The organism is Cellulosimicrobium cellulans, assembly GCF_006539945.1.
Taxonomy (GTDB): Bacteria; Actinomycetota; Actinomycetes; order Actinomycetales; family Cellulomonadaceae; genus Cellulosimicrobium; species Cellulosimicrobium cellulans.
The window spans coordinates 25821-47674 of the sequence record NZ_BJNZ01000017.1; the positions used below are offsets into that span (position 1 = coordinate 25821).

The 21854-nt window shown below is 74.2% G+C and carries 18 protein-coding genes; 16 read left to right on the forward strand and 2 right to left on the reverse strand.

All coding sequences use genetic code 11. From position 1 onward, the window contains the following. Positions 1-42 precede the first annotated feature (42 nt). From ilvD to CCE02nite_RS13145, 3 genes are all read left to right on the forward strand, one after another. Entirely contained in the window at positions 43-1761 is a 1719-nt protein-coding gene (gene ilvD, locus CCE02nite_RS13135) for a dihydroxy-acid dehydratase (RefSeq protein WP_141390081.1), read from the forward strand. 82 nt (positions 1762-1843) lie between these two features. Further along, positions 1844-2518: a 4a-hydroxytetrahydrobiopterin dehydratase gene (locus tag CCE02nite_RS13140; protein ID WP_141390082.1), complete on the forward strand. Its 675-nt coding sequence runs from the start codon at positions 1844-1846 to the stop codon at positions 2516-2518. A 67-nt stretch (positions 2519-2585) separates the two neighbouring features. Continuing rightward, on the forward strand, positions 2586-3407 hold the full coding sequence (locus tag CCE02nite_RS13145) for a hypothetical protein (RefSeq protein ID WP_141390083.1): 822 nt from the start codon (positions 2586-2588) through the stop codon (positions 3405-3407). A gap of 38 nt (positions 3408-3445) precedes the next feature. Here CCE02nite_RS13145 and CCE02nite_RS13150 read toward each other — a convergent pair whose 3' ends face one another. Next, positions 3446-4765, reverse strand: coding sequence for a cytochrome P450 (locus CCE02nite_RS13150; RefSeq protein WP_255318856.1), 1320 nt, complete (start codon positions 4763-4765; stop codon positions 3446-3448). Between the two features lie 128 nt (positions 4766-4893). On the opposite strand from CCE02nite_RS13150, the gene CCE02nite_RS13155 reads away from it, so the two are divergent. The 13 genes from CCE02nite_RS13155 (at position 4894) to CCE02nite_RS13215 (ending at position 20523) form a co-directional block, all read left to right on the forward strand. Continuing rightward, positions 4894-5985, forward strand: a complete 1092-nt coding sequence (locus CCE02nite_RS13155) for a 3-oxoacyl-ACP synthase III family protein (protein WP_255318857.1) — start codon at positions 4894-4896, stop codon at positions 5983-5985. After that, complete coding sequence (locus CCE02nite_RS13160) at positions 5982-6773, forward strand: glycosyltransferase family 2 protein (RefSeq protein WP_141390084.1); 792 nt, start codon at positions 5982-5984, stop codon at positions 6771-6773. The genes CCE02nite_RS13155 and CCE02nite_RS13160 overlap by 4 nt, the downstream gene beginning before the upstream one ends. Then, positions 6770-8062: a cytochrome P450 gene (locus tag CCE02nite_RS13165; RefSeq protein ID WP_255318858.1), complete on the forward strand. Its 1293-nt coding sequence runs from the start codon at positions 6770-6772 to the stop codon at positions 8060-8062. Before CCE02nite_RS13160 ends, CCE02nite_RS13165 begins: the two co-directional genes overlap by 4 nt. Beyond that, entirely contained in the window at positions 8059-9822 is a 1764-nt protein-coding gene (locus CCE02nite_RS13170) for a class I adenylate-forming enzyme family protein (RefSeq protein WP_218027110.1), read from the forward strand. The genes CCE02nite_RS13165 and CCE02nite_RS13170 overlap by 4 nt, the downstream gene beginning before the upstream one ends. Continuing rightward, positions 9819-10799 carry an NAD-dependent epimerase/dehydratase family protein gene (locus CCE02nite_RS13175; protein ID WP_141390085.1) on the forward strand — a complete coding sequence of 327 codons (981 nt, stop codon included), beginning with the start codon at positions 9819-9821 and terminating at the stop codon, positions 10797-10799. The genes CCE02nite_RS13170 and CCE02nite_RS13175 overlap by 4 nt, the downstream gene beginning before the upstream one ends. Before the next feature lie 263 nt (positions 10800-11062). Beyond that, positions 11063-11617, forward strand: coding sequence for a hypothetical protein (locus CCE02nite_RS13180; protein WP_141390086.1), 555 nt, complete (start codon positions 11063-11065; stop codon positions 11615-11617). 84 nt (positions 11618-11701) lie between these two features. After that, the gene (locus CCE02nite_RS13185) at positions 11702-13558 is read left to right on the forward strand and encodes an alpha-glucosidase (protein ID WP_141390087.1); all 1857 of its coding nucleotides are present in this window, start codon (positions 11702-11704) and stop codon (positions 13556-13558) included. Positions 13559-13679: 121 nt separating this feature from the next. Continuing rightward, positions 13680-14663 carry an ABC transporter ATP-binding protein gene (locus CCE02nite_RS13190; RefSeq protein WP_141390088.1) on the forward strand — a complete coding sequence of 328 codons (984 nt, stop codon included), beginning with the start codon at positions 13680-13682 and terminating at the stop codon, positions 14661-14663. Next, positions 14660-15667: an ABC transporter permease subunit gene (locus tag CCE02nite_RS13195; protein ID WP_141390089.1), complete on the forward strand. Its 1008-nt coding sequence runs from the start codon at positions 14660-14662 to the stop codon at positions 15665-15667. The genes CCE02nite_RS13190 and CCE02nite_RS13195 overlap by 4 nt, the downstream gene beginning before the upstream one ends. 437 nt (positions 15668-16104) lie before the next feature. Next, positions 16105-18018, forward strand: coding sequence for an acetolactate synthase large subunit (locus tag CCE02nite_RS13200; protein WP_141390090.1), 1914 nt, complete (start codon positions 16105-16107; stop codon positions 18016-18018). Positions 18019-18024: 6 nt separating this feature from the next. Then, positions 18025-18549, forward strand: coding sequence for an acetolactate synthase small subunit (gene ilvN, locus CCE02nite_RS13205; protein ID WP_047232530.1), 525 nt, complete (start codon positions 18025-18027; stop codon positions 18547-18549). Positions 18550-18669: 120 nt separating this feature from the next. Beyond that, a complete protein-coding gene (gene ilvC / locus CCE02nite_RS13210) occupies positions 18670-19695 on the forward strand; it encodes a ketol-acid reductoisomerase (RefSeq protein WP_047232531.1) in 1026 nt (341 codons plus the stop codon). A 288-nt stretch (positions 19696-19983) separates the two neighbouring features. Continuing rightward, on the forward strand, positions 19984-20523 hold the full coding sequence (locus tag CCE02nite_RS13215) for an ASCH domain-containing protein (protein WP_141390091.1): 540 nt from the start codon (positions 19984-19986) through the stop codon (positions 20521-20523). A gap of 69 nt (positions 20524-20592) precedes the next feature. On the opposite strand, the gene CCE02nite_RS13220 is transcribed toward CCE02nite_RS13215, so the two are convergent. Then, complete coding sequence (locus CCE02nite_RS13220; RefSeq protein ID WP_141390092.1) at positions 20593-21810, reverse strand: ROK family transcriptional regulator; 1218 nt, start codon at positions 21808-21810, stop codon at positions 20593-20595. Between the last annotated feature and the right edge of the window lie 44 nt (positions 21811-21854).

The following is a 21854-nucleotide window of genomic DNA, read 5'->3' on the forward strand; positions in this document are numbered from 1 at the left end:
GTCCGGCGCGCCGTCCGGCGACCGCGTTCCTAGAGTGGGGGCATGACTGGGCAGACCCCGCGCGCCGACGCCGGACCCGACCTCAAGCCTCGTTCCCGCCAGGTCACGGACGGCCTGGAGGCGACGGCGTCGCGCGGGATGCTGCGCGCCGTCGGGATGGGCGACGAGGACTTCGCCAAGCCGCAGATCGGCATCGCGAGCTCGTGGAACGAGATCACGCCGTGCAACCTGTCGCTCGACCGGCTCGCGCAGGGCGCCAAGGAGGGCGTGCACGCGGGCGGCGGGTACCCGCTGCAGTTCGGGACGATCTCCGTGTCCGACGGCATCTCCATGGGCCACGAGGGGATGCACTTCTCGCTCGTGAGCCGCGACATCATCGCGGACTCGGTCGAGACCGTGGTGCAGGCGGAGCGCCTCGACGGGACGGTGCTGCTCGCCGGGTGCGACAAGTCCCTCCCCGGGATGCTCATGGCGGCCGCGCGGCTGGACCTCGCGAGCGTGTTCCTCTACGCGGGCTCGATCATGCCGGGCTGGGTCAAGCTCTCCGACGGCACGGAGAAGGACGTCACGCTCATCGACGCGTTCGAGGCCGTCGGCGCGTGCGCGCGCGGGCTCATGAGCCGCGAGGACGTGGACCGCATCGAGCGTGCGATCTGCCCCGGCGAGGGCGCGTGCGGCGGCATGTACACGGCGAACACGATGGCGTCAGTCGCGGAGGCGATGGGCATGTCGCTGCCGGGGTCGGCGGCGCCGCCGTCGGCGGACCGGCGCCGCGACGCGTTCGCGCACCGCTCGGGCGAGGCCGTGGTCAACCTGCTGAGGCTCGGGATCACCGCGCGCGACATCATGACCAAGGAGGCGTTCGAGAACGCGATCGCCGTCGTCATGGCGTTCGGCGGGTCGACCAACGCGGTGCTGCACCTGCTCGCCATCGCGCACGAGGCCGAGGTGGACCTCACGCTGGCCGACTTCGACCGGGTCGCGAGCCGCGTGCCGCACCTGGGCGACCTCAAGCCGTTCGGCCGCTACGTGATGAACGACGTCGACCGCATCGGCGGCGTGCCCGTCGTCATGAAGGCCCTGCTCGACGCCGGCTTGCTGCACGGCGACGCGCTCACCGTCACCGGCCGCACGGTCGCGGAGAACCTCGCCGACATCGACCCGCCCGATCCGGACGGCAAGATCCTGCGGGCCCTCGACAACCCGATCCACCACACGGGCGGCATCACGATCCTGCACGGTTCGCTCGCGCCCGAGGGTGCCGTCGTGAAGTCCGCCGGGTTCGACGAGGACGTGTTCGAGGGAACGGCGCGCGTCTTCGAGCGCGAGCGCGCGGCGCTCGACGCCCTGGAGGACGGCACGATCACGGACGGCGACGTCGTCGTCATCCGCTACGAGGGCCCCAAGGGCGGGCCGGGGATGCGCGAGATGCTCGCCATCACGGGCGCGATCAAGGGCGCGGGGCTCGGCAAGACCGTCCTGCTGCTCACCGACGGCCGCTTCTCCGGCGGGACGACCGGCCTGTGCGTGGGGCACGTCGCGCCCGAGGCGGTCGACGGCGGTCCCATCGCGTTCGTGCGCGACGGCGACCCGATCCGGCTCGACGTCGCGAACAAGACGCTCGACCTGCTCGTCGACGCCGACACGCTCGCTGCCCGGCGCGACGGCTGGGCGCCGCTGCCTCCGACGTTCACGCGCGGCGTGCTCGCGAAGTACGCCAAGCTCGTCCAGTCCGCGTCGCGCGGCGCGATCCTCGAGTGACCCCCGGGGCGCGCGGGCGGGGGAGGGGCGCACTAGCGTGGTCTCGCACCTCGCCGCAGCGACGCCGACCCGGAGGACCGCCATGACCGAGACCGCCGACGACCGCATCACCGCGCGGCAGTTCCACGACAGCGACGGCGTCGAGGACTGGCGGGTCATCCTCAGGACGGTGCAGACGCTGTTCCGCACGGGCTCGTTCACCGCGGGGGTGGAGCTGGTCGATGCGATCGGTGAGCTCGCCGAGGCGGCGAACCACCACCCGGACGTGGACCTGCGCTACGGGACCGTGACGGTCCGGCTGACCTCGCACGACGTCGGTGGCGTCAGCGCGCGCGACGTCGCGCTCGCGCGGCAGATCTCCGCCGCCGCGCGTGAGCTCGACCTCGTCGCGGACCCGACGGCGGTGCAGGACCTCGAGATCGCGGTCGACACGCTCGTCGGCTCGGCGGTCCAGCCGTTCTGGCGCGCCGTCCTGGGGTTCGACGAGGGTGCCCCCGAGCTGCCCGCGCCCGACCTCCACGACCCGACGACCCATGCCCCCGCGTTCTGGTTCCAGCAGATGGACGCGCCGCGCGAGCAGCGCAACCGGATCCACGTGGACGTGACCGTGCCGCACGACGTCGCCGAGTCGCGCGTCACCGCGGCCATCGCCGCGGGCGGGCACCTCGTGTCCGACCGCCGCGCGCCTGCCTTCTGGGTCCTCGCCGACGCCGAGGGCAACGAGGCGTGCGTGTGCACGTGGCAGTCGCGCGACTGACCTTCTCCTGAGGCGTGAGGGTGAGACGGGAGCGAGGGGTGCGCTCGTGGCCTGGGACGCTGGTCCCATGACAGCCCCTACCGTGAGGCCCCTGCGTCGTCGTCGCCCGATCGTGCCGTCGGTCGTGCCCGTGCTCGTCGCCGCTGCCTGCGTCGTCGCGCTCGGAGCCTGCTCGACCGCCACGGAGCCGGGGCCCGGGTCGACGACGTCGTTCGACGCGCCGAGCTCGTCGGTCACCGACGACGCGACGGACGTGACCGACGAGCCGTCGGACGACCCGACCGACGAGGCCGCCGACCCGCTCGCCGACCGACCGACCGAGCCTCCGGCGCAGTCGGTCGACGCGGGCACGGTCGCGGCCGGCGCGCCCGCTGTCGCAAGCGGCACGGGGAGCGCGACGCTGTCGTTCGTGCGCGACGGCGACTTCGCCGTCGTCGTGCACCTCGACTGCGGCGAGTGCGCCGACACACGGGCGTTCATGGCGCCCACCGGCGTCACCCCGTACCCCGGCACCCTCGGCGAGGCGACGGGGTCGTACCTCATGGACGTGTTCGAGGACTCCGCGCCGCAGCAGTCGATCTGGCTCGAGACGCCCGGGGAGTGGTCGGTGCGGTTCGAGAGCTGGAACGACCTCCCGCCCGTCACGGGAGCGCAGTCGGGCACCGGGTCGACCGTCCTGCGGCTGGACGGCACGGCGTCGAGCGCGGAGGTGTCGTGGACCCCCGGCGGCCCTGAGGACTCGTTCCAGGGCCGGTACTTCGGCGTCACGCGCGAGGCGTCGCGCATGTTCGGCGACACCGAGGCGTTCACCGAGACGTTCGACCTCGTGCTGCCCGGCGTCCTGGCCGTGAAGACCGCGGGGACGTGGAGCGTGACCCCGCAGGGCTGACGACCAGCGCCGGGCGTCGCGGCTCGGTGCTCGCCGCGTCAGGCGCGCGCGACGACGAGCTCGTCGTACCCCGGCACGAGCACGCGGCGCTTGGCCCGGCGGGACACGATCCGCAGGGGCAGGCCGTCGTCCCACAGCGCGTGCAGCAGCGCGGCGATCTCGGCGCGCGCGAGCGCCGCCCCGAGGCACAGGTGGCGTCCCGCGCCGAACCAGAGCTGCCGGGTCTCGCGCACGTAGGGGCGGTCCGCGCGGAATTGCCCGACGGCGACGTTCGCGGCCCACGTGAGGATCATGACGCGCTCCCCGGCGCGCAGCGTGCGGCCCGCGACCTCGACGTCGGCGGACACGCCGCGCCCGATGACCGACGCCGGGCTGGTCACGCGCAGCCCCTCGCGTACGGCGTTCTCCACGACGTCGGGCTCGCCCGCGGCGCGCTCGACGGGGTGCGCGCGCTCGTCGGCCATGAGCCGCAGCAGGCGGTGCTGCTCGCCCGTGTCGATCAGGAGCGCCGTGGTGCGGGCCATCGCGGACGCCGACGTCTCGGTGCCCGCGACCATGAGCAGGCTCGCGAGCCCCGTGGTCTCCTCCAGCCCCAGGCCGAGCTCGCGGCACCGGCCGAGCAGACGGTCGGCGGGGGCGTGCCGCCAGCCGTCGGGCACGCCTCGGGTCAGCTCGGCGACGATCTCCTGCGCCGCCGCGACCTGCCCCGGCGAGAGGTACGTCGAGCCCGCGCTGCCGAGCGCGATCGACGCGAGGCGCTCTCCCGTCGCGAAGGCCGTGAGCGCGTCGTCGTCGCCGGGGACGGCGGCGGTCGTGCCGTCGGGAGCAGCCCCGCCGCCGAGCGTCGGGATGCCGAGCAGGGAGATCATCATCCGACCCACCAGCACGCGGGCCAGCCGACCGACGTCGACCGTGCCGCCCGCCGCGAGGGTGCGGCGCGCTTCGTCGAGGGCGACCGACCACGCGCCGTCGACCAGTGCCGCCGCGCTCGCCTCCGTGAAGAGCTCGCGCGAGCGCGTGCGCAGGTCGTGGTGGCCCGGGCCGTCGAACAGGTCGAGGACCCAGTCGCCGAGGATCTGCGCCCACAGGTGCCCGACCCCGCCCTCGCCGACGATCGTGAAGTGCCGATGGTCGGTGAGGATGCGGCGACCGACCGTCGGGTCCGCGGTGACCCAGCCGAGCCCCGGGACCTTGCGCAGACCGCCGCCCTCGCGCGCTCCGGCGAGCGCCCCGCCCGCCAGCAGGACGCCGGCCATCGCGGGCCGCGCGGCGGCGAGCACCTGGAGCTCGCGCCGGGTCGTGGGCAGGGCGCGGCGACGGTGCTCGGTCTCCGTCGGCGAGGTCGTGGTCGCGGTCACCGGGTCAGTGTGGCGCACGCGGAGCCCGCCCGGCGGCGTGCGCCGCGATCTGGGGATGGGCAGTTCACCCCATCGGATCCTGTGGACGACCGCCGTCGGAGCGGGTCTGCTTGGCTACTGTGTCGCGCGTGCCAGAGAACCCCGCCGGGACGGCGTCCCGCCCGCCCTTCGCGCCCCCGACGGCTGTGCTCGCCGCCGTCGGGGTCCATCTGCCCGAGCGCACGGTCGACGTGCGCGAGGCGGAGCGCGCCCTCGCGGCGCGCAACCCAGGCGCGGCGCCGCGCGTGCCGATGGTCTCCCGCCTCACGGGCGTGCGGCAGGTGCACGTGCTCCCGGACGACTGGGACGCGTCCGACCTCGCGGTCGCGGCCGCGGAGAAGCTGCTCGCGACCGAGGGGCTGGCGACCGACGACGTCGACCTGCTGCTCTTCGCGTCGGCGAGCCAGGACATGGTCGAGCCGGCGACGAGCCACATCGTCGCGGCGAAGCTCGGCGTCCGGGCGCCCGTCATGGACGTCAAGAACGCGTGCAACTCGGTGCTCAACGCGATCGAGGTCGCGGAGGCGCTCATCGGCACCGGCCGCTACGCGACCGTCCTGATCGCGTCGGGCGAGGCGCCGTCGCGCGCGGTGCGCTGGGACGTCCCGGACCGCGCGACGTACCTGCTCTCCGCGCCGGGCTACACGATGTCCGACGCCGGGGCGGCCGTCCTCGTGCGCCGCGCCACCCCGGCGGAGGCCGACGCGCGCGACGAGACCGGGGCCCGCGCGCCCCGCGGCATCCTCGCGAGCGCGTTCGGCGCGGAGTCGACGCACTGGGACGTCGGCATGCTCCCCGGCGGCGGCACCGCGCACCCGCGCGACCTCGAGCGCACCTACTTCGAGATCGACGGGTCGCGCCTGCGCGACGCGTTCCTCGCCCTGGGGCCGGGCGTCGTCCTCGACGCGCTGGGTCGCGCGGGCCTCGGGTGGGACGACGTCGCGCTCGTCGCGGTCCACCAGGTCGCCGTCGCGTACCTCGACGACGTGCACACCGCGCTCGGCCTCCCGACGGGTCGCACGCTCGTCACCGTCGCCGACCACGGGAACGTCGCCTCCGCGACGCTCCCGTTGCAGCTCGCCACGGCGCTGGAGACCGGCCGGGTCGGTCCGGGGGACGTCGTCGTGCTCGTCGGGCTCGCCGGCGGGATCAGCATCGGCGCCACGGTGGTGCGGCTGTGACCGCGCGTCGGTTCACGCGGCACGTCGCGAGCCCGCAGCGGCTCGCGGTCGTCGTGCCCGCGCGCGACGAGGCGCACGGGATCGTCGCGACGCTGGAGGCGCTGCGCGACCAGCAGGACACCGACTTCGACCTCGTCGTCGTGGACAACGGGTCGTCGGACGGGACGGGAGACCTCGTCCGGGAGACGGCCGCGGTGTGGGGCATGACGCGGTGGCGCGTCGTCGACGAGCCGCAGAAGGGCACGGGCGCCGCAGCCGACACGGGGATGCGGGCGGCGATCGAGCAGGGGGCGACGCACCTCGCGCGCACCGACGCCGACTGCCTCCCGCTGCCGGACTGGACCCGGCGGGTGCGGGCCGCGTTCGCGAGCGGGCACGACCTCGTCGCGGGCCGGCTCGTCGCGCGGACGGACGACCGGCCGGTCTCGCGCGTCCAGCAGGGGGTGCTGTCGGCGGCGGTGAACGTGGCCAGCACGTTCGGGCGCTTCCGCCCCGGCAACCAGGACCCGTCCTACCTCGGCCCGTACGTGATGGCGCCGGGCTGCAACATGGCGATCACGGCCGAGCTCTACGAGGCCGCGGGCGGGTTCCCGCGCACCGCGATCGAGGACGTCCACGAGGACCGCGCGCTCGTCAACGCGGTGCGCCGACTCACGCGGAGGTACGGGGCGCACCGCGAGGTCGTCGTGCTCGCGTCGGCACGGCGGGCGCACGCATGGGGCCTCGTGCGCACGCTCGGCTGGTACGCCGACCACCGCTACCGGCCCGACGTCGTGGACATCCGGTGACCGGGACGACGCTCGCCCCCGCACCCACCGGGCTCGACGCGGCGATGCGCTGGGAGGAGCGCGTCCAGCGCGGGGCGCACCCGCTCGTCTACCCCGCGATCCGGGCGCTACGCCACCGCGGTCCCGTCGTGCGCGTCCCCGGCATCGGGGTGGTCGTGTCCGACGCCGCTACCGCACGCGCCGTGCTCCTCGACACCGAGCGCTTCACCAAGGTAGGCCCGGGGTCGCCGTCGGACCTCTGGACGCCCGTCCTCGGGCCGTCCGTGCTGCTCAACATGGAGGGCGCCGACCACGCGCGCCTGCGCCGGGCCCTGTCCGGGCTGTTCACGCCCCGCGCGGTGCGCGAGCTCGTCGCGGTGAGCGTCCCCGACGTCCTCGCGGGCCTCGCCCCGCGCCTCCTCGCGGGCGAGCGCGTCGACCTCGTCGCGGAGACCGCGACCATGGCGGGCACCGTCATCTGCGCCATGACCGGGCTGCCGCCCACCGACGCCGCCGTGCGCGAGGCGATGACGGCCGCGCAGTCCGTGGTCGGGCTCGTGCGGCTGCACCGGCGCAGCCTCACGCCCGCGCAGGTGCGGCACGCGCGCGCCGTCCTCGCCCGGCTCTCGGCCCCGGCCCGCGACGCCTACCGTGCGGGCGACCCCGCGACCGTGCCCGGTCGCATGCGCGAGCTCGGGCTCTCGGAGGACGAGGCGATGGGCGCGGTCGGCGCGTTCGTCCTCACGGGGACCGAGACCATCCAGTCCTTCGTGCCACGCCTCGTCGCGCTCACCGCGGACACCGGCTGGCTCGACCGGCTCCTCACCGCCGACCCCGGCGCCGGACCGGAGGCCGCCGCGCTGCGCGGCCGCGTCGTCGAGGAGGCGCTGCGCGTCACGGCACCGACCCCCGCGATGCTGCGCTCGGTGCGCACCGACGCGACCGTGGGCGACGTCCGCGTCCGCGCGGGGGACCGGGTCGTGATCGCGACGATCTCCTGCTGCAAGGACGCGGGCCCCTTCGACCCGGACGCCCCCGTCGACCCGGCCGTGCGGCACCTGTGGTTCGGTGCCGGCCCGCACTTCTGCCTCGGCATGCCGCTCGCCATGGCCCAGATCGACGCGGTGCTGGACGCACTGCGCCCCGTCGCGGCCGTGGGGCGGAGCGTCGAGGTCGCCGACCGTGCCGTCGCGCGCGGGGTGCTCATCCCCGCCTACCGCTCGCTCGTCGTGCGGGCGGCCGGCGGCGGGGTGGGCGCGTCGGGTGCGGCCACGCGGCCGGTCCCGGGATCGGGAGGGGAGGCGGCGTGACCGCGACCGACGACGTGGCCCGCCACCTGCTCGGCCCGATCCTCGAGCGGGGCGCCCCCGGGCACGCGTCCGAAGAGGCCGTCGCGCTCCGACGCTGGACGCGGCCGGGCCGTCGCGGCGCCCGGGTGCGCGAGGAGGTCACGTACGCCGACCTCGCGCGCCGCGTCGAGGCGACCGCGACGGCGCTCGCGGCCGACGGTCTCGCGCCCGGCGACCGGGCGCTGTTCTCGGTGCGGCCCCGGCCGGCGGGCGTCGTGCTCGCGTTCGGGGTGGTCCGTGCGGGCGGCACGATCGTGTTCGTCGACCCCGGCTCGACGCCCGAGCTGTTCACGGCGCGCGTGGGCGCGGCCGGGCCGTCGCTCGCGACCACCGAGTCGCTCCTGTACGCGGTGTCGCGGGGTCCGCTGCGCCGTCTCGCCCGGTCGCGCGGCCTGCTCCTGCCGGACTACGCGAGCCTGCCGCTGCGGCACGTGCACGCGGGACCGCGGCTCCCCGGGGTGCCGCGCGGCTCGCGCGCCGCGCGCCGCCTCGCCGCGGGGCCGGTCGACCGCGCCGTCCTTCCGGGGCTCGACCCGGATCGCGAGGCGCTCACCGTCTTCACGTCCGGCACGACGGCGCAGCCCAAGGCCGTCGTGCACACGGCGGGGTCGCTGCTCGCCGGGTGCGACCTGCTGCGCGACGTCTTCGAGCTGGCGCCGGGCGACGTCGTGCACACCGACCAGATGCTGCTCGGCGTCCCCGCGCTGCTCGCGGGCGCCACGTGGTCCGTGCCCGCCGACCCGCCGGGCCGCGACATCGCGACGTTCGCGCGTCAGCTCGACGGCGCCGCCGGGACCTACCTCGTTCCGGCAGACGTCACGGCGCTGCTCGACGCGGTCGAGGCCGGGACGGTGCCCGCGCGTGGGCCGCGCGTCGCGCTCGTGGGCGGGGCCCCTGTGACCCGGGCGTTGCTGGAACGCGCGACGCGCGTGCTGCCCGGGACGCGTTGGGTCGCGGTGTACGGGATGACGGAGATCCTGCCGGTGGCGGTGGTCGAGGCGCACGAGAAGCTCGCGCACGCAGGTGACGGCGACCTCGTCGGCGTGCCGTTGCCCGGTACGGTCGCGCGGCTCGACCCGGTGGAGGACGACGGGCCGGACGGCCCGGCAGACGGCGGCGCGGACATCGTCGGCGAGCTGGTGCTGTCCGGGCCGTCGCTCATGGCGGGCTACCTGCACGACCTCGACGCCCCGGCGCGCGGGGCGGGGGCGCGCGCCGTGGAGCACCGCACCGGCGACCTCGCGCGACTCGACGACGCGGGGCGGCTCGTGCTCGTCGGCCGCACGCGGGACATGATCATCCGCGGGACGACCAACATCTACCCGGGCCTGTTCGAGCCGCGCGTCGCGGCGCTCGACGGCGTCGATGAGGCGCTCCTCGTCGGCATACCCCAGGTGGACGGGGACGAGCGCGTCGCGCTGGTCGTCACCGCGGCGACGAACCCCCGACCGGACGAGGTCGCCGGGCGCGGCCTGCGGCCCGACGTCGGTTCGGTGGTCCGCCTCGACCCGCACCACCCGCTGGTCGACCGGGTGCGCGCCGCGTTGCCGGGCGTGCTCGACCACGACGCGCTGCCCGACGTCGTGCTGCACTCCGACCGCGTCCCGCTGGCCGGGCGGTCGCGCAAGCCCGACCGTGCGGCGCTCGCCCGCGCCGCGGCGCCGTTCGTGCCCGACGGGCCGACCGCCGTCGGCCGAGAAGCCCGCGGCGCCCGCGCGTGAGGGTCGTCGTCACCGGGGCGTCAGGGTTCGTCGGAGGAGCCGTGGCCCGCGGTCTCGTCGCCGACGGCCACGAGGTCTGGACGTCCTCCCGCCGCGACCCGGGCGTCCCGGGCGCCCGGCACCTCGCGTGGGACCTCACCGCCGGTCCGCTCGCGGACCCGCCTTCGGTGGACGCCGTCGTGCACGCGGGCGCTGCCGTGTCCGACTGGTGCGCGCTCGACGTCGCGCGCGCGACCAACGTCGGCGGGACGCTCGCGGTGCGCGACACGTTCCCCAGCGCGCGGTTCGTGCACGTCTCGTCCGGCAGCGTGTATGACCCGTTCCGCCCGAGCGTGCGCGCCCGCGAGCACGAGGCTCCGGTCGACCGGTACCTCGACGCCTACGGGACGACCAAGGCGGAGGCCGAGCGCGCGCTGGCGCGCGACGCCGCGCACCACCCCGACCGAGGCGCCGTCGTCGTGCTGCGCCCGCACGCCGTCTACGGCCCGGGCGACACGACGCTGCTTCCGCGCGTCGAGGCCGCCGTGCGGCGCGGGCGCCTCGTCCTGCCCGGAGGGGGTCGCGTGCTCCAGTCGCTGACGCACGTCGACACGCTGCTCGCCGCGGTGCGCGCCGCCGTCGCGCTGCCCGACGAGACGGTCCGGGCGCCCGGCGGCGGGGGAGGGCCGACTCCGGGGTGGCTCGTCGCGAACGTCGCCGACGCCGAGCCGGTCGTGCTGCGTGACGCGCTCGTCGACGCGCTGAGCCGCCGCGGCACCGACGTCCGGGTCGTCGCCGTCCCGGTCCGCCCCGCGTGGGTGCTCGCGGGCGCGGTCGAGACGGTCGCACGGCGGGTGCGGCGTCCCGAGCCGCCGCGTCTCACGCGGTACGCGCTGAGCCACCTCGCGATGGAACGCACCTACGACCTCACGGTCCTGCGCGACGTGCTGGGCGTCGACCCGGCGCCGACGTCTTTCGCGGGCGCCGGAACCTGGTGACAAGGCGCCGTGGAGAGGAACGCCCCGGCGTCCGGTGCGTGACACGTGACGCGCTTCGAGGTGCGCCGGAGGTTCCTCGACGAGCTCGACGCCGACACCGGCCGGGATGAGGTCGTGCAGACCTTCGGCCCGGGGAAGGGCGACGACGCTCCGGACCCGTCACCGGGTCCGGAGCGATGCCGACGGGGGGAGCGGAACGAGGTCCACCGGGCGGGCCTGTGGACAACCGCTGAGAGGCGATCCCCGACTGCTTGACTGGCGAGATGCGACAGCCTCTCACCGGTTCATTCGTCCTCTCGGTCCTCACCGGCTGCGGCCTCCTGGTGCTCGCCGGCTGCGGTGCACCCGTCGTCCCCGACGACGCGCGGGACGTCGGCGTGGCGGCGGGGCCCCAGGAAGAACGGATGCATGTGTCCGGCGGGAGCATGAGCCTCGTGATGCCCCCGGGATGGGTGCAGACGGACGCCGAGCTGCCCGGCGACGTGGTCTTCGCCGCGCACGAGGTCGGCGACGAGACCCAGCAGCTCATCGTCTCCTCCTTCGACTCGGCGGACACGGCCGCGGGCCTCGTCGACCTCGCCGCCGTCCGCACGGTCGACCAGGGTGCCGTCTGCGTACGTCTCGGTGACGATACGACCTTCGGCGACCCGCGACTCGTCCTCGACTGCGCGTTCGCCGAGCAGGGCGTCCGCAAGGTTCTCGTCCCGTTGGTCGACGGCGACCGATCTGCGATGGTCCTCGCCCAGCTCGACGTCGACTCCCTCGAGGAGTCCGCCGACGTGCTCGCGCCGTTCCTCGACGGCATCGTCTGGGAATGACCGGACGGGTCGCGGGACGACGCGCGGCGACCGGCGTCGTCGGGCAGGGTGGGGAGCGAGCCTGCCGACGCGAGAGGACGGACGATGACGCACCCCGGAAGGACCGGCACCGACGACGCGCACCGCGGCGGGTGGCCCGGCGCCGAGACGCCCGGTGACGCGCCCTGGTGGACGCGCTCGGTCGTGTACCAGGTGTACCCGCGCTCGTTCCAGGACACCGACGGCGACGGCGTCGGCGACCTCCCCGGGATCACCCGGCGCCTCGACCACCTGGAGCGGCTCGGGGTGGACGTCGTCTGGCTGTCCCCGGTGTACCGGTCGCCGCAGGCGGACAACGGGTACGACATCAGCGACTACGAGGACGTCGACCCGCTGTTCGGGTCGCTCGCGGACCTCGACGCCCTGATCGAGGGTCTGCACGCGCGCGGGATGAAGCTCGTCATGGACCTCGTCGTCAACCACACGAGCGACGAGCACCCGTGGTTCGTCCAGTCGCGGTCGTCGGCCGAGAGCCCGCGGCGCGACTGGTACTGGTGGCGCCCCGCGCGCGCCGGCATGGAGCCCGGGGCGCCGGGCGCCGAGCCGACCAACTGGCGCTCGTTCTTCGGGGGCAGCGCGTGGCGGTTCGACGAGGCGTCGGGGGAGTACTACCTGCACCTGTTCGACACCAAGCAGCCGGACCTCGACTGGGAGAACCCGGAGGTGCGCCAGGCGGTCTACGCCATGATGCGCCGGTGGCTCGACCGCGGCGTCGACGGGTTCCGCATGGACGTCATCAACCTGATCTCCAAGGACGTCGCGCCCGACGGCTCGCTGCCCGACGGCGAGGTGCACTGGGGGACGTTCGGCGACGGGAGCCCGCACTACACGGACGGGCCGCGCGTGCACGAGTTCCTCGCCGAGATGCACCGCGAGGTGTTCGCGCCGTACCTCGCGCAGGGCCGCGAGATCCTCACCGTGGGGGAGACGCCCGGCGTCACGGTCGAGCACGGCGTCCGGTACACGGACCCCGACCGCCGCGAGGTCGACATGGTCTTCCAGTTCGAGCACATGGGCATCGACCACGGCGCGACGCGCTACGACCCGGTCCGGTGGGACCTCGCCGATCTCAAGGCGACCCTCGGCCGCTGGCAGGCGGGCCTCGCGGACCGGGGCTGGAACGCCTTGTACTGGGACAACCACGACCAGCCGCGCGTCGTCTCGCGCTTCGGGGACGACTCGCCCGAGCACCGCGTCGCGTCGGCCAAGGCGCTCGCGCTCCTGCTGCACCTGCACCGCGGCACGCCGTACGTCTACCAGGGCGAGGAGCTCGGCATGACGAACGCGCCGTTCACGCGCGTCGAGCAGTACCAGGACGTCGAGTCGCTCGGGTACTTCCGCGAGCTCACCGGGCGCACGGGCGGCCCGCGGTTGCGCACCGACGGCGAGATGCTCGCCGTGCTCGCGCACGCGAGCCGCGACCACGCCCGCACCCCCGTGCAGTGGGACGCGACCGCGAACGCCGGGTTCACGACGGGGACGCCGTGGCTCGAGGTCAACCCGAACCACACCACGATCAACGCGGAGGCCGCGTGGGCCGACGAGGACTCCGTGCTGCACTTCTACCGGCGGCTCGTCGCCCTGCGGCGCGAGGAGCCGGTCGTCGCGCTCGGCGACTTCCACATGCTCCTTCCGGACCACGCGGCGCTCTACGCGTTCACGCGCGCCCTCGACACCCCGATCCCTGCTGGCGGGACGAGGAGGGACGAGCTCCTCGTCCTCGTGAACGTCAGCGGCCAGTCGCAGGACGTCCCGGCCGGGTTCCTCGCAGGCTGGGAGGGCGCCCCGACCCTGGTGGCCACCCACCCGGCCCTGCCGGACGGCGGGGGACGGGGCGACGGCCGTCTGAGGCCCTGGGAGGCCGTCGTGCGCCGTCGCTCGAGCGAGCTCCGCTCGAGGTAGGCGTCAGGTCATGCGACGGTAGGAGACGGGTTCCGTCCCGACCAAGAGTGCCCTATGCTCACCCCAGCCGGCGGAGCTGCCGGGCAGGGGGGCCGCAGCGCGGCCGGGGAGGGGCGCACGGGTGCAGACCACGGGAGCCCCCGCGATCGAGACGCGGGGACTGCGCAAGACGTACCGGAGCCGCAGGGGGCGGTCCGTGGGCGTGGAGGGGCTCGACCTCGTCGTGCCCGTCGGCGGGGTCCACGGATTCCTGGGGCCGAACGGCTCCGGCAAGACCACGACGATCCGCATGCTCCTCGGGCTCGTGCGCGCCGACGCGGGGAGCGCGCACATCTTCGGCCGTGAGGTGCCGCGGCACCTGCCCGACGTCGTCGGTCGCGTCGGCGCGATCGTGGAGTCCCCGAAGTTCTTCCCCGCCTTCAGCGCACGCAAGAACCTCGACCTGCTCGCGGCGGCGATCGGCGCGCCCGCGGGCCGGGTGGGGGAGGTTCTCGACGAGGTCGGGCTGGCCGACCGCGCCGGCGACCGGTACCGCGGCTACTCGCTGGGGATGAAGCAGCGGCTCGCGATCGCCGCGACGCTGCTCAAGGACCCCGACCTGCTCATCTTCGACGAGCCGACGAACGGCCTCGACCCCGCGGGGATCCGAGAGATCCGGGACACCATGCGCTCTCTCGCGGACCGCGGGAAGACCGTGCTGGTGAGCAGCCACATCCTCGCCGAGGTCGAGCAGGTCGCGGACACGGTCTCGATCATCGCGCGCGGGCGCCTCATCGCGTCGGGGAGCGTGAGCGAGCTCATCGGTGCCGGCGGCGCGACGCTCCAGGTCGGGGTCCCCGACCCGGCGCGCGCCGCCGCGGTGCTGCGCGCCGACGGCTTCACGGTCCGCGAGGACGGGCACCACCTGCTCGTGGACGGGGTCACCGACGCCGCGCAGGTCACCCGGGCGCTCGCCGCCCACGACCTCTGGCTCACCGAGCTCGTCCCGGTCCACGCGGGCCTCGAGGCGGTGTTCCTCGAGCTCGTCGGCAAGGACGAGGCCGCGGGCACGCGGCACGACCGTCGTGGTGGCCACGCCGTCGCGACGCAAGGGGTCGTCGCATGAGCCGCCTGCTGAGGGTCGAGCTCCGCCGGCTCCGCGCGCGTCGTCTCGTGCGCTGGGCGAGCGCGGGGACCCTCGTCCTCGCGGCGCTGAGCGTGCTGCTCGCCTACACCCAGAGCCTGCCGCCGTCGGATCTCGAGGTGGAGCAGGCGGAGCACGCGTACGAGCAGCAGCTCGACGACTGGGAGCAGAACGGCGACGAGCACGTCGCGCAGTGCGAGTCGGACCAGGAGGTCGCTCGCGAGACCGACCCCGCTGTCGACTACGGGTGCGACGACATGGCGCCCCGGCTCGAGTGGTTCCTCTCCGAGACCCCGACGTTCGACGGCGACGAGGAGTCCTGGCCGGTCCCGGGCGCGACGACGGTCACCCAGCTCGCGCCGCTCCTGCTCCTCTTCGCGCTCGTCGTCGGGGTGTCGTTCCTCACCGCCGAGATCTCGTCGGGGGCGATCGGGCTGTGGCTCACGTTCGAGCCGCGCCGTCAGCGCGTCTACTGGTCCAAGGCGGCCGCCGCCGCGCTCGGTGTGCTGCCTGTCGTCGTGCTCGCCTTTCTCGTCATGGCGGGCGGTGCGTACGGGGCCTACGCGATCAACGGGCAGCTCGGGGCGGTCACCGGCGAGACGTGGACGCGGCTCGCGGGCGTCGGCGGACGGGCGGTGCTCGCCGCCGCGCTCGTCGCGGCCACGGGTGCTGCGCTCGGCGTGCTGCTGAAGAACGCGGCGGGGGCGCTCGGTCTGGTCGTGGTCTGGGTCGCCGTCGTGGAGACGGTCGTCACGCTCGCCGTGCAGGACGCGCAGGCCTGGCTCGTGCGGACCAACGTCGCGGCCTGGGTCCAGGGCGGCACGACCGTCTGGGTGCAGGAGTGCACCACGGACGCGACCGGGATGACGTGCCAGGGCGTGGAACGGGTCGTCACCCAGGCGCAGGGCGGCCTCTACCTGCTGGCGGTCGCCGCCGTGCTGTCGCTGGTGGCAGCCGCCGTGTTCCGGCGGCGCGACGTCTCCTGACGCCTCGTGCCGCCGCGCCGCCCTCCTCGTGGCGAGGCGCTCGTCCCATCTCGTGAGACGGGCGCCTCGACACGTGACATCCCCGAAACATGGGCGTACAGTCCCATGACGTGCAGACGATCCTCCTTGTAGTACTTCCTGAGCGCGCCGGCTGAGGCCACGCCACCAGGCTTCGTCAGCGCGCTCACCCCTCGTCCAGCCCGGTATCCCGGGTCCGAGGGGTTTTTTGTTGCCACCACACCGGCACGACAACGCCACACAGGACCGCGGACGGCCCACACCGGCCACCGCGAGCGCCGCACCCGCGAGACCCGCGAGCACCGGCACCGCACACCGCGACCAGCACGACCGCACCACCACGGTCGGCTCCGGTTCCCGGCGGAGCGCCCCCACGGGGGGCGCCCGCCGGGCCGAGGCCACGACACGCAGGAGACACCATGGCCCAGGGTCCCACCCCGGCACCTCCGCGACCGGGGGCCCCGACGCCCGCGGCGCCGGCGCCGAAGCCCGCCCCGACACCCGCGTCGGTCGCCCCGCGCGGCGACGTCCGGCGCGCTGCCACGGCCCGCCCGGCCGGCAGCACGCAGGGCACCTCGACGGGTGAGGAGATGACCGGCGCGCAGTCGATCGTCCGCTCGCTCGAGGAGGTCGGCGCCGACGTCGTCTTCGGCATCCCGGGTGGTGCGATCCTCCCGACGTACGACCCGCTCATGGACTCGCAGCGACTGCGCCACATCCTCGTGCGCCACGAGCAGGGCGGCGGCCACGCCGCGCAGGGGTACGCGCACGCGACCGGCAGGGTCGGCGTGACCATGGCGACGTCGGGACCCGGCGCGACCAACCTCGTCACCCCCATCGCCGACGCGAACATGGACTCGATCCCGCTCGTCGCGATCACCGGCCAGGTCGCCGCGGGCGCGATCGGCACGGACGCCTTCCAGGAGGCGGACATCGTCGGCATCACGCTGCCGATCACCAAGCACAACTTCCTCGTCACCGACCCGGACGACATCCCGCGCACCATCGCGGAGGCGTTCCACATCGCCTCGACCGGCCGCCCCGGTCCGGTGCTCGTGGACATCGCGAAGTCGGCGATGCAGTCGCGCACGACGTTCTCGTGGCCCCAGGACGTGCAGCTCCCGGGCTACCACCCGGTGACGAAGCCGCACAGCAAGCAGATCAAGGAGGCCGCGCGCCTGCTCGCGTCGGCCCGCCGGCCCGTCCTCTACGTGGGCGGCGGCGTGGTCCGCGCGAACGCGTCGGCAGAGCTGCGGCGCCTCGTCGACCTGTCGGGCGCGCCGGTCGTCACGACGCTCATGGCGCGCGGTGCCGTGCCCGACACGCACCCTCAGAACCTCGGGATGCCCGGCATGCACGGCACCGTCCCCGCCGTGGCGGCGCTCCAGAAGGCCGACCTCGTCGTGTCCCTCGGCGCGCGCTTCGACGACCGCGTGACGGGCAAGCTCTCGAGCTTCGCCCCGCACGCCCAGGTCGTGCACGCGGACATCGACCCCGCGGAGATCGGCAAGAACCGCGACGTGGACGTCCCGATCGTCGGCGACCTCAAGGAGGTCATCGCCGACCTGCTGCCCGAGCTCGAGCGCGAGCACGAGACCAAGGGGAAGCCGGACGTCGAGGCCTGGTGGCGCCAGATCGACGACTGGCGCGAGACCTACCCCCTCGGGTACACCGAGCCCGACGACGGCCACCTCGCCCCGCAGCACGTCATCTCCCGCCTGGGCGAGATCTCCGGCCCCGAGTCGATCTACGTCGCGGGCGTCGGCCAGCACCAGATGTGGGCCGCGCAGTTCATCCGGTACGAGCACCCGCGCACCTGGATCAACTCCGGCGGCCTCGGCACCATGGGCTTCTCGATCCCCGCGGCGATGGGCGCGAAGGTCGGCCGCCCGGACGCCACGGTGTGGGCGATCGACGGCGACGGCTGCTTCCAGATGACCAACCAGGAGCTCGCCACCTGCACGATCAACGAGATCCCGATCAAGGTCGCGCTGATCAACAACTCCTCGCTCGGCATGGTGCGCCAGTGGCAGACCCTGTTCTACGACAAGCGCTACTCCAACACCGACCTGCACACCGGGCACGGCACGGCACGCGTCCCCGACTTCGTCAAGCTCGCGGACGCCTACGGGTGCGAGGGCATCCGTGTCGAGTCGATGGGCGAGGTCGACGCCGCGATCAAGCGTGCGATGGAGATCGACGACCGCCCCGTGGTCATCGACTTCAACGTCTCGCGCGACGCGATGGTGTGGCCGATGGTCGCCGCCGGCGTGAGCAACGACGACATCCAGTACGCGCGGGGCATCTCGCCCGCGTGGGACCGAGAGGACTGACCCGCCATGTCCCGCCACACCCTCTCCGTGCTCGTCGAGAACAAGCCCGGCGTGCTGACGCGCGTCGCGGGGCTGTTCGCCCGCCGCGCCTTCAACATCCACTCGCTCGCGGTCGGCCCGACCGAGCACGAGGAGATCTCGCGCATCACCGTGGTCGTCGACGTCGAGGAGCGCCCGCTCGAGCAGGTGACGAAGCAGCTCAACAAGCTGGTCAACGTCATCAAGATCGTCGAGCTCGACGCGGCCGCGTCCGTGCAGCGCGAGCTCCTGCTCGTCAAGGTGCGCGCCGACGGCGCGAACCGCACGGGCGTGCTCGAGGTCGTCAACCTGTTCCGTGCGAAGGTGGTCGACGTCGTGCCCGACGCCGTGACCATCGAGGCGACGGGCACGGGCGAGAAGCTGAACGCCCTGCTCGGGGCGCTCGAGCCCTACGGCGTGCGCGAGATCGTGAAGTCGGGGACCGTCGCCGTCGGGCGCGGCTCCCGCTCGATCACCGACCGCGCGCTGGAACGCGTGGTCCGCTCCGCCTGACGATCGCCTACCCTCGCACCAAGACCCGCACGGGCGTCGGTGCGCACCCGATCGTCGTTCCACCGCGAGCCATCGCAACAGACCCCCTGCACCGCAAACGAAGAACCGAGGAGAACCATCGTGGCTGAGCTGTTCTACGACGACGACGCCGACCTGTCCATCATCCAGGCCAAGAAGGTCGCGATCGTCGGCTACGGGAGCCAGGGCCACGCGCACGCCCAGAACCTGCGCGACTCCGGCGTCGAGGTCGTCGTCGCCCTCCGCGAGGGCTCGAAGTCGACCGCCAAGGCCCAGGACGAGGGCTTCGAGGTGAAGTCCGTCGCCGACGCCGCGGCGTGGGCGGACCTGATCATGATCCTCGCGCCGGACCAGCACCAGCGCTCGATCTACAACGACGAGATCAAGCCGAACCTCGCTGCCGGCAAGACGCTCGCCTTCGCGCACGGCTTCAACATCCGCTTCGGCTACATCGAGGCGCCCGACGGCGTCGACGTCATCCTCATCGCGCCCAAGGCTCCGGGCCACACCGTGCGTCGCGAGTTCGTCGCGGGTCGCGGCATCCCCGACATCATCGCCGTCGAGAAGGACGCGTCGGGCCAGGCGTGGGACGTCGCGCTGTCGTACGCGAAGGCGATCGGCGGCACGCGCGCCGGCGTCATCAAGACGACGTTCACCGAGGAGACCGAGACCGACCTGTTCGGCGAGCAGGCCGTCCTCTGCGGTGGTGTCTCGCAGCTCGTCCAGTACGGCTTCGAGACCCTCACCGAGGCCGGCTACCAGCCGGAGATCGCCTACTTCGAGGTGCTGCACGAGCTGAAGCTCATCGTCGACCTCATGTGGGAGGGCGGCATCGCCAAGCAGCGCTGGTCCGTCTCCGACACCGCCGAGTACGGCGACTACGTCTCCGGCCCGCGCGTCATCGACCCGCACGTCAAGGAGAACATGCAGGGCGTCCTCGCGGACATCCAGTCCGGCGCGTTCGCCAAGCGCTTCATCGACGACCAGGACGCCGGCGCGCCGGAGTTCACGGAGCTCCGCGAGAAGGCCGCGCAGCACCCGATCGAGAAGGTCGGCAAGGAGCTGCGCTCGCTGTTCGCGTGGAAGCAGCAGGACGCCGACTACACCGAGGGCAGCGCCGCGCGCTGATCCTCGACCTCTGAGCCCGGCTCACCTCTGGGGGTGGGTGACCCCTGTCGCGCGATCTACCATCCGCGGTGCTCGTTCCTCGCACCGCTCCCGCCAGGCCCGCCACGATCGCGCGACAGGGGTCACCCACCCCCTTGCTGTCGGCTCACCCGGGCGCAGGCCAGCAGGCCGCCAGGCCTGGAACGGTTCGCGGCGTCCAAGGAGGTAGGGGATTACGTCGGCGCGACACGGGTGGGACGAATGGCGGGAGACCGGGCAGATCGACCTCGGGTACGCCACGATAGGGGTATGACCCGACAGGCGGACGAGGGGGAACCGGTGACGGACGACGTGGTGGTGGACGAGAGGGCGGCGGAGATCCTCGCGTTCTGGGAGCTGGCGCGGCCGAGCGCCGGGATGGCGCGGGTGGGCGTGGTCACCGGCACCACGGTCTCTGAGACGGTGCCGCCGCCCGCGTGGTCGTTCGGCGACAACCCCGAGCTCGCCGACGGCCTGCTCGCGGCGGTCCTCAGCGGGGAGAAGACCGCGACGTCGTCCGCGCTGTGGGAGTACGAGGACTCGGGGGAGCCCGTCCCGCGCGTCGGCGAGCTGTCGATCCTGCTCGACGGCGACGGCCACCCGCGGGCACTCGTCCGCACGACGTCGGTCGAGATCGTGGCGTTCGACGACGTCGACGACGACTTCGCGCGGGCCGAGGGCGAGGACGACCGTTCGCTCGCGTCTTGGCGGGCTGAGCACGAGAAGTACTTCCGCCGGGTGCTGGAGCGGGAGTTCGCCCCGGACATGCCGCTCGTGTGCGAGCGGTTCGAGCTGCGCTACCCGCGTTGAGCGGGGGATGAGCGGTGGCCGGCCGTGCCACGTTCGGCCGGCCACCGCTCGCGGGGCAGGTGATGAGGACTACCCCGGGACTGGTGAGGCGCCGACCCGGTGGTCGGGTCGGCCCGCCGCGGTGAGCAGGAGCGTGCGCACGTCCTGCGCGACGACGGAGCGGGCGCCGCGCAGGACCGCGAGCTCGGGCACAGCGCTCGCGACGACCGCGCCCGTGCGCTGGTCCGTGCCGCGGAGCACGGCGGCGGTGGCCTCGGCGAGCGCGTCGCCGCACGCGACCCCCGTCGGTCCGCCGAGCACGACGGCGTCGGGCTCGAGGATCGCCACGACGGGCTGGAGCACGATCGCGACGCGACGTGCGAGGTCCTGCACGAGCTCGTGGACGGCGTCGGTGCCGTGGTGCTCCCGGACGGCGGCGACGGCCTCGGCGTAGGAGGTGCCCTCCGTGACCCCGGGGACGCCCGCCCGGGCGCAGATCTCGACGAGCCGGAGGCCGCCGACGAGGTCCTGCACGTTGACGGAGTCGTCGATGCCGGTGGCGGGCACGGGGAGGTAGCCGATCTCGCCGGCGCCGCCCGTGGTGCCGTGGTGGACGCGCCCGTCGAGCCACGCGCCCATGCCGATGCCCTCGCCCAGCCACAGCAGCGCGAAGCTCTGCTCGTCCCGACCTGCGTCGCGCTCGGCGATCGCGGCGAGGTTCACGTCGTTCTCGACGCGCACGTCGATCCCGAGGGCGTCCTCGAGGTGCCCTCTCAGTCCTGCGCGCGGCCAGCCGGGCAGCTCGCCGACGAGGGCGATGTCGCCCGTGCGCGGGGCGACGGCCGCCTGGACACCGACGACGGCGGTCGCCACGCGCGCGACCGGGATGCCCGCGTCCGCACAGGCCTCGTCGCGCGCCCTGCGGACGTCGGTCGCGGCGGCGCGGTCCGGGCCGGCGGCAACGGTGGTCTCGCCGAGCGTGCGACCGAGCGCGTCGACGACGCTCGCCCGCACGCCGTCGGGCACGACGTCGAGCGCGAGCCCGACGAGGACGTCGGTGCGAGCGGCGTACTGTGTCGCCTGCGGCCCGCGCGCCCCCTGCACGGAGCCGGTCGGCTCGATGAGTCCGGACTGCTCGAGCCGTGCGACGATCTGCGAGGCCGTCGGACGCGACACCCCTGTGCTGTCGCCGATCTGGGACCGGGTGAGCGGTCCGGCGTCGAGCAGGAGCTCGAGCGCCGCGCGATCGTTGATCGTGCGGAGCAGCCCCGGGGTGCCGGGGATCCTCGACGAGGGGGGCGCGGTCATGGCGTTCCTTCGAGCGGGCTTTAGGAAAGTTTCCTAATAGTGCA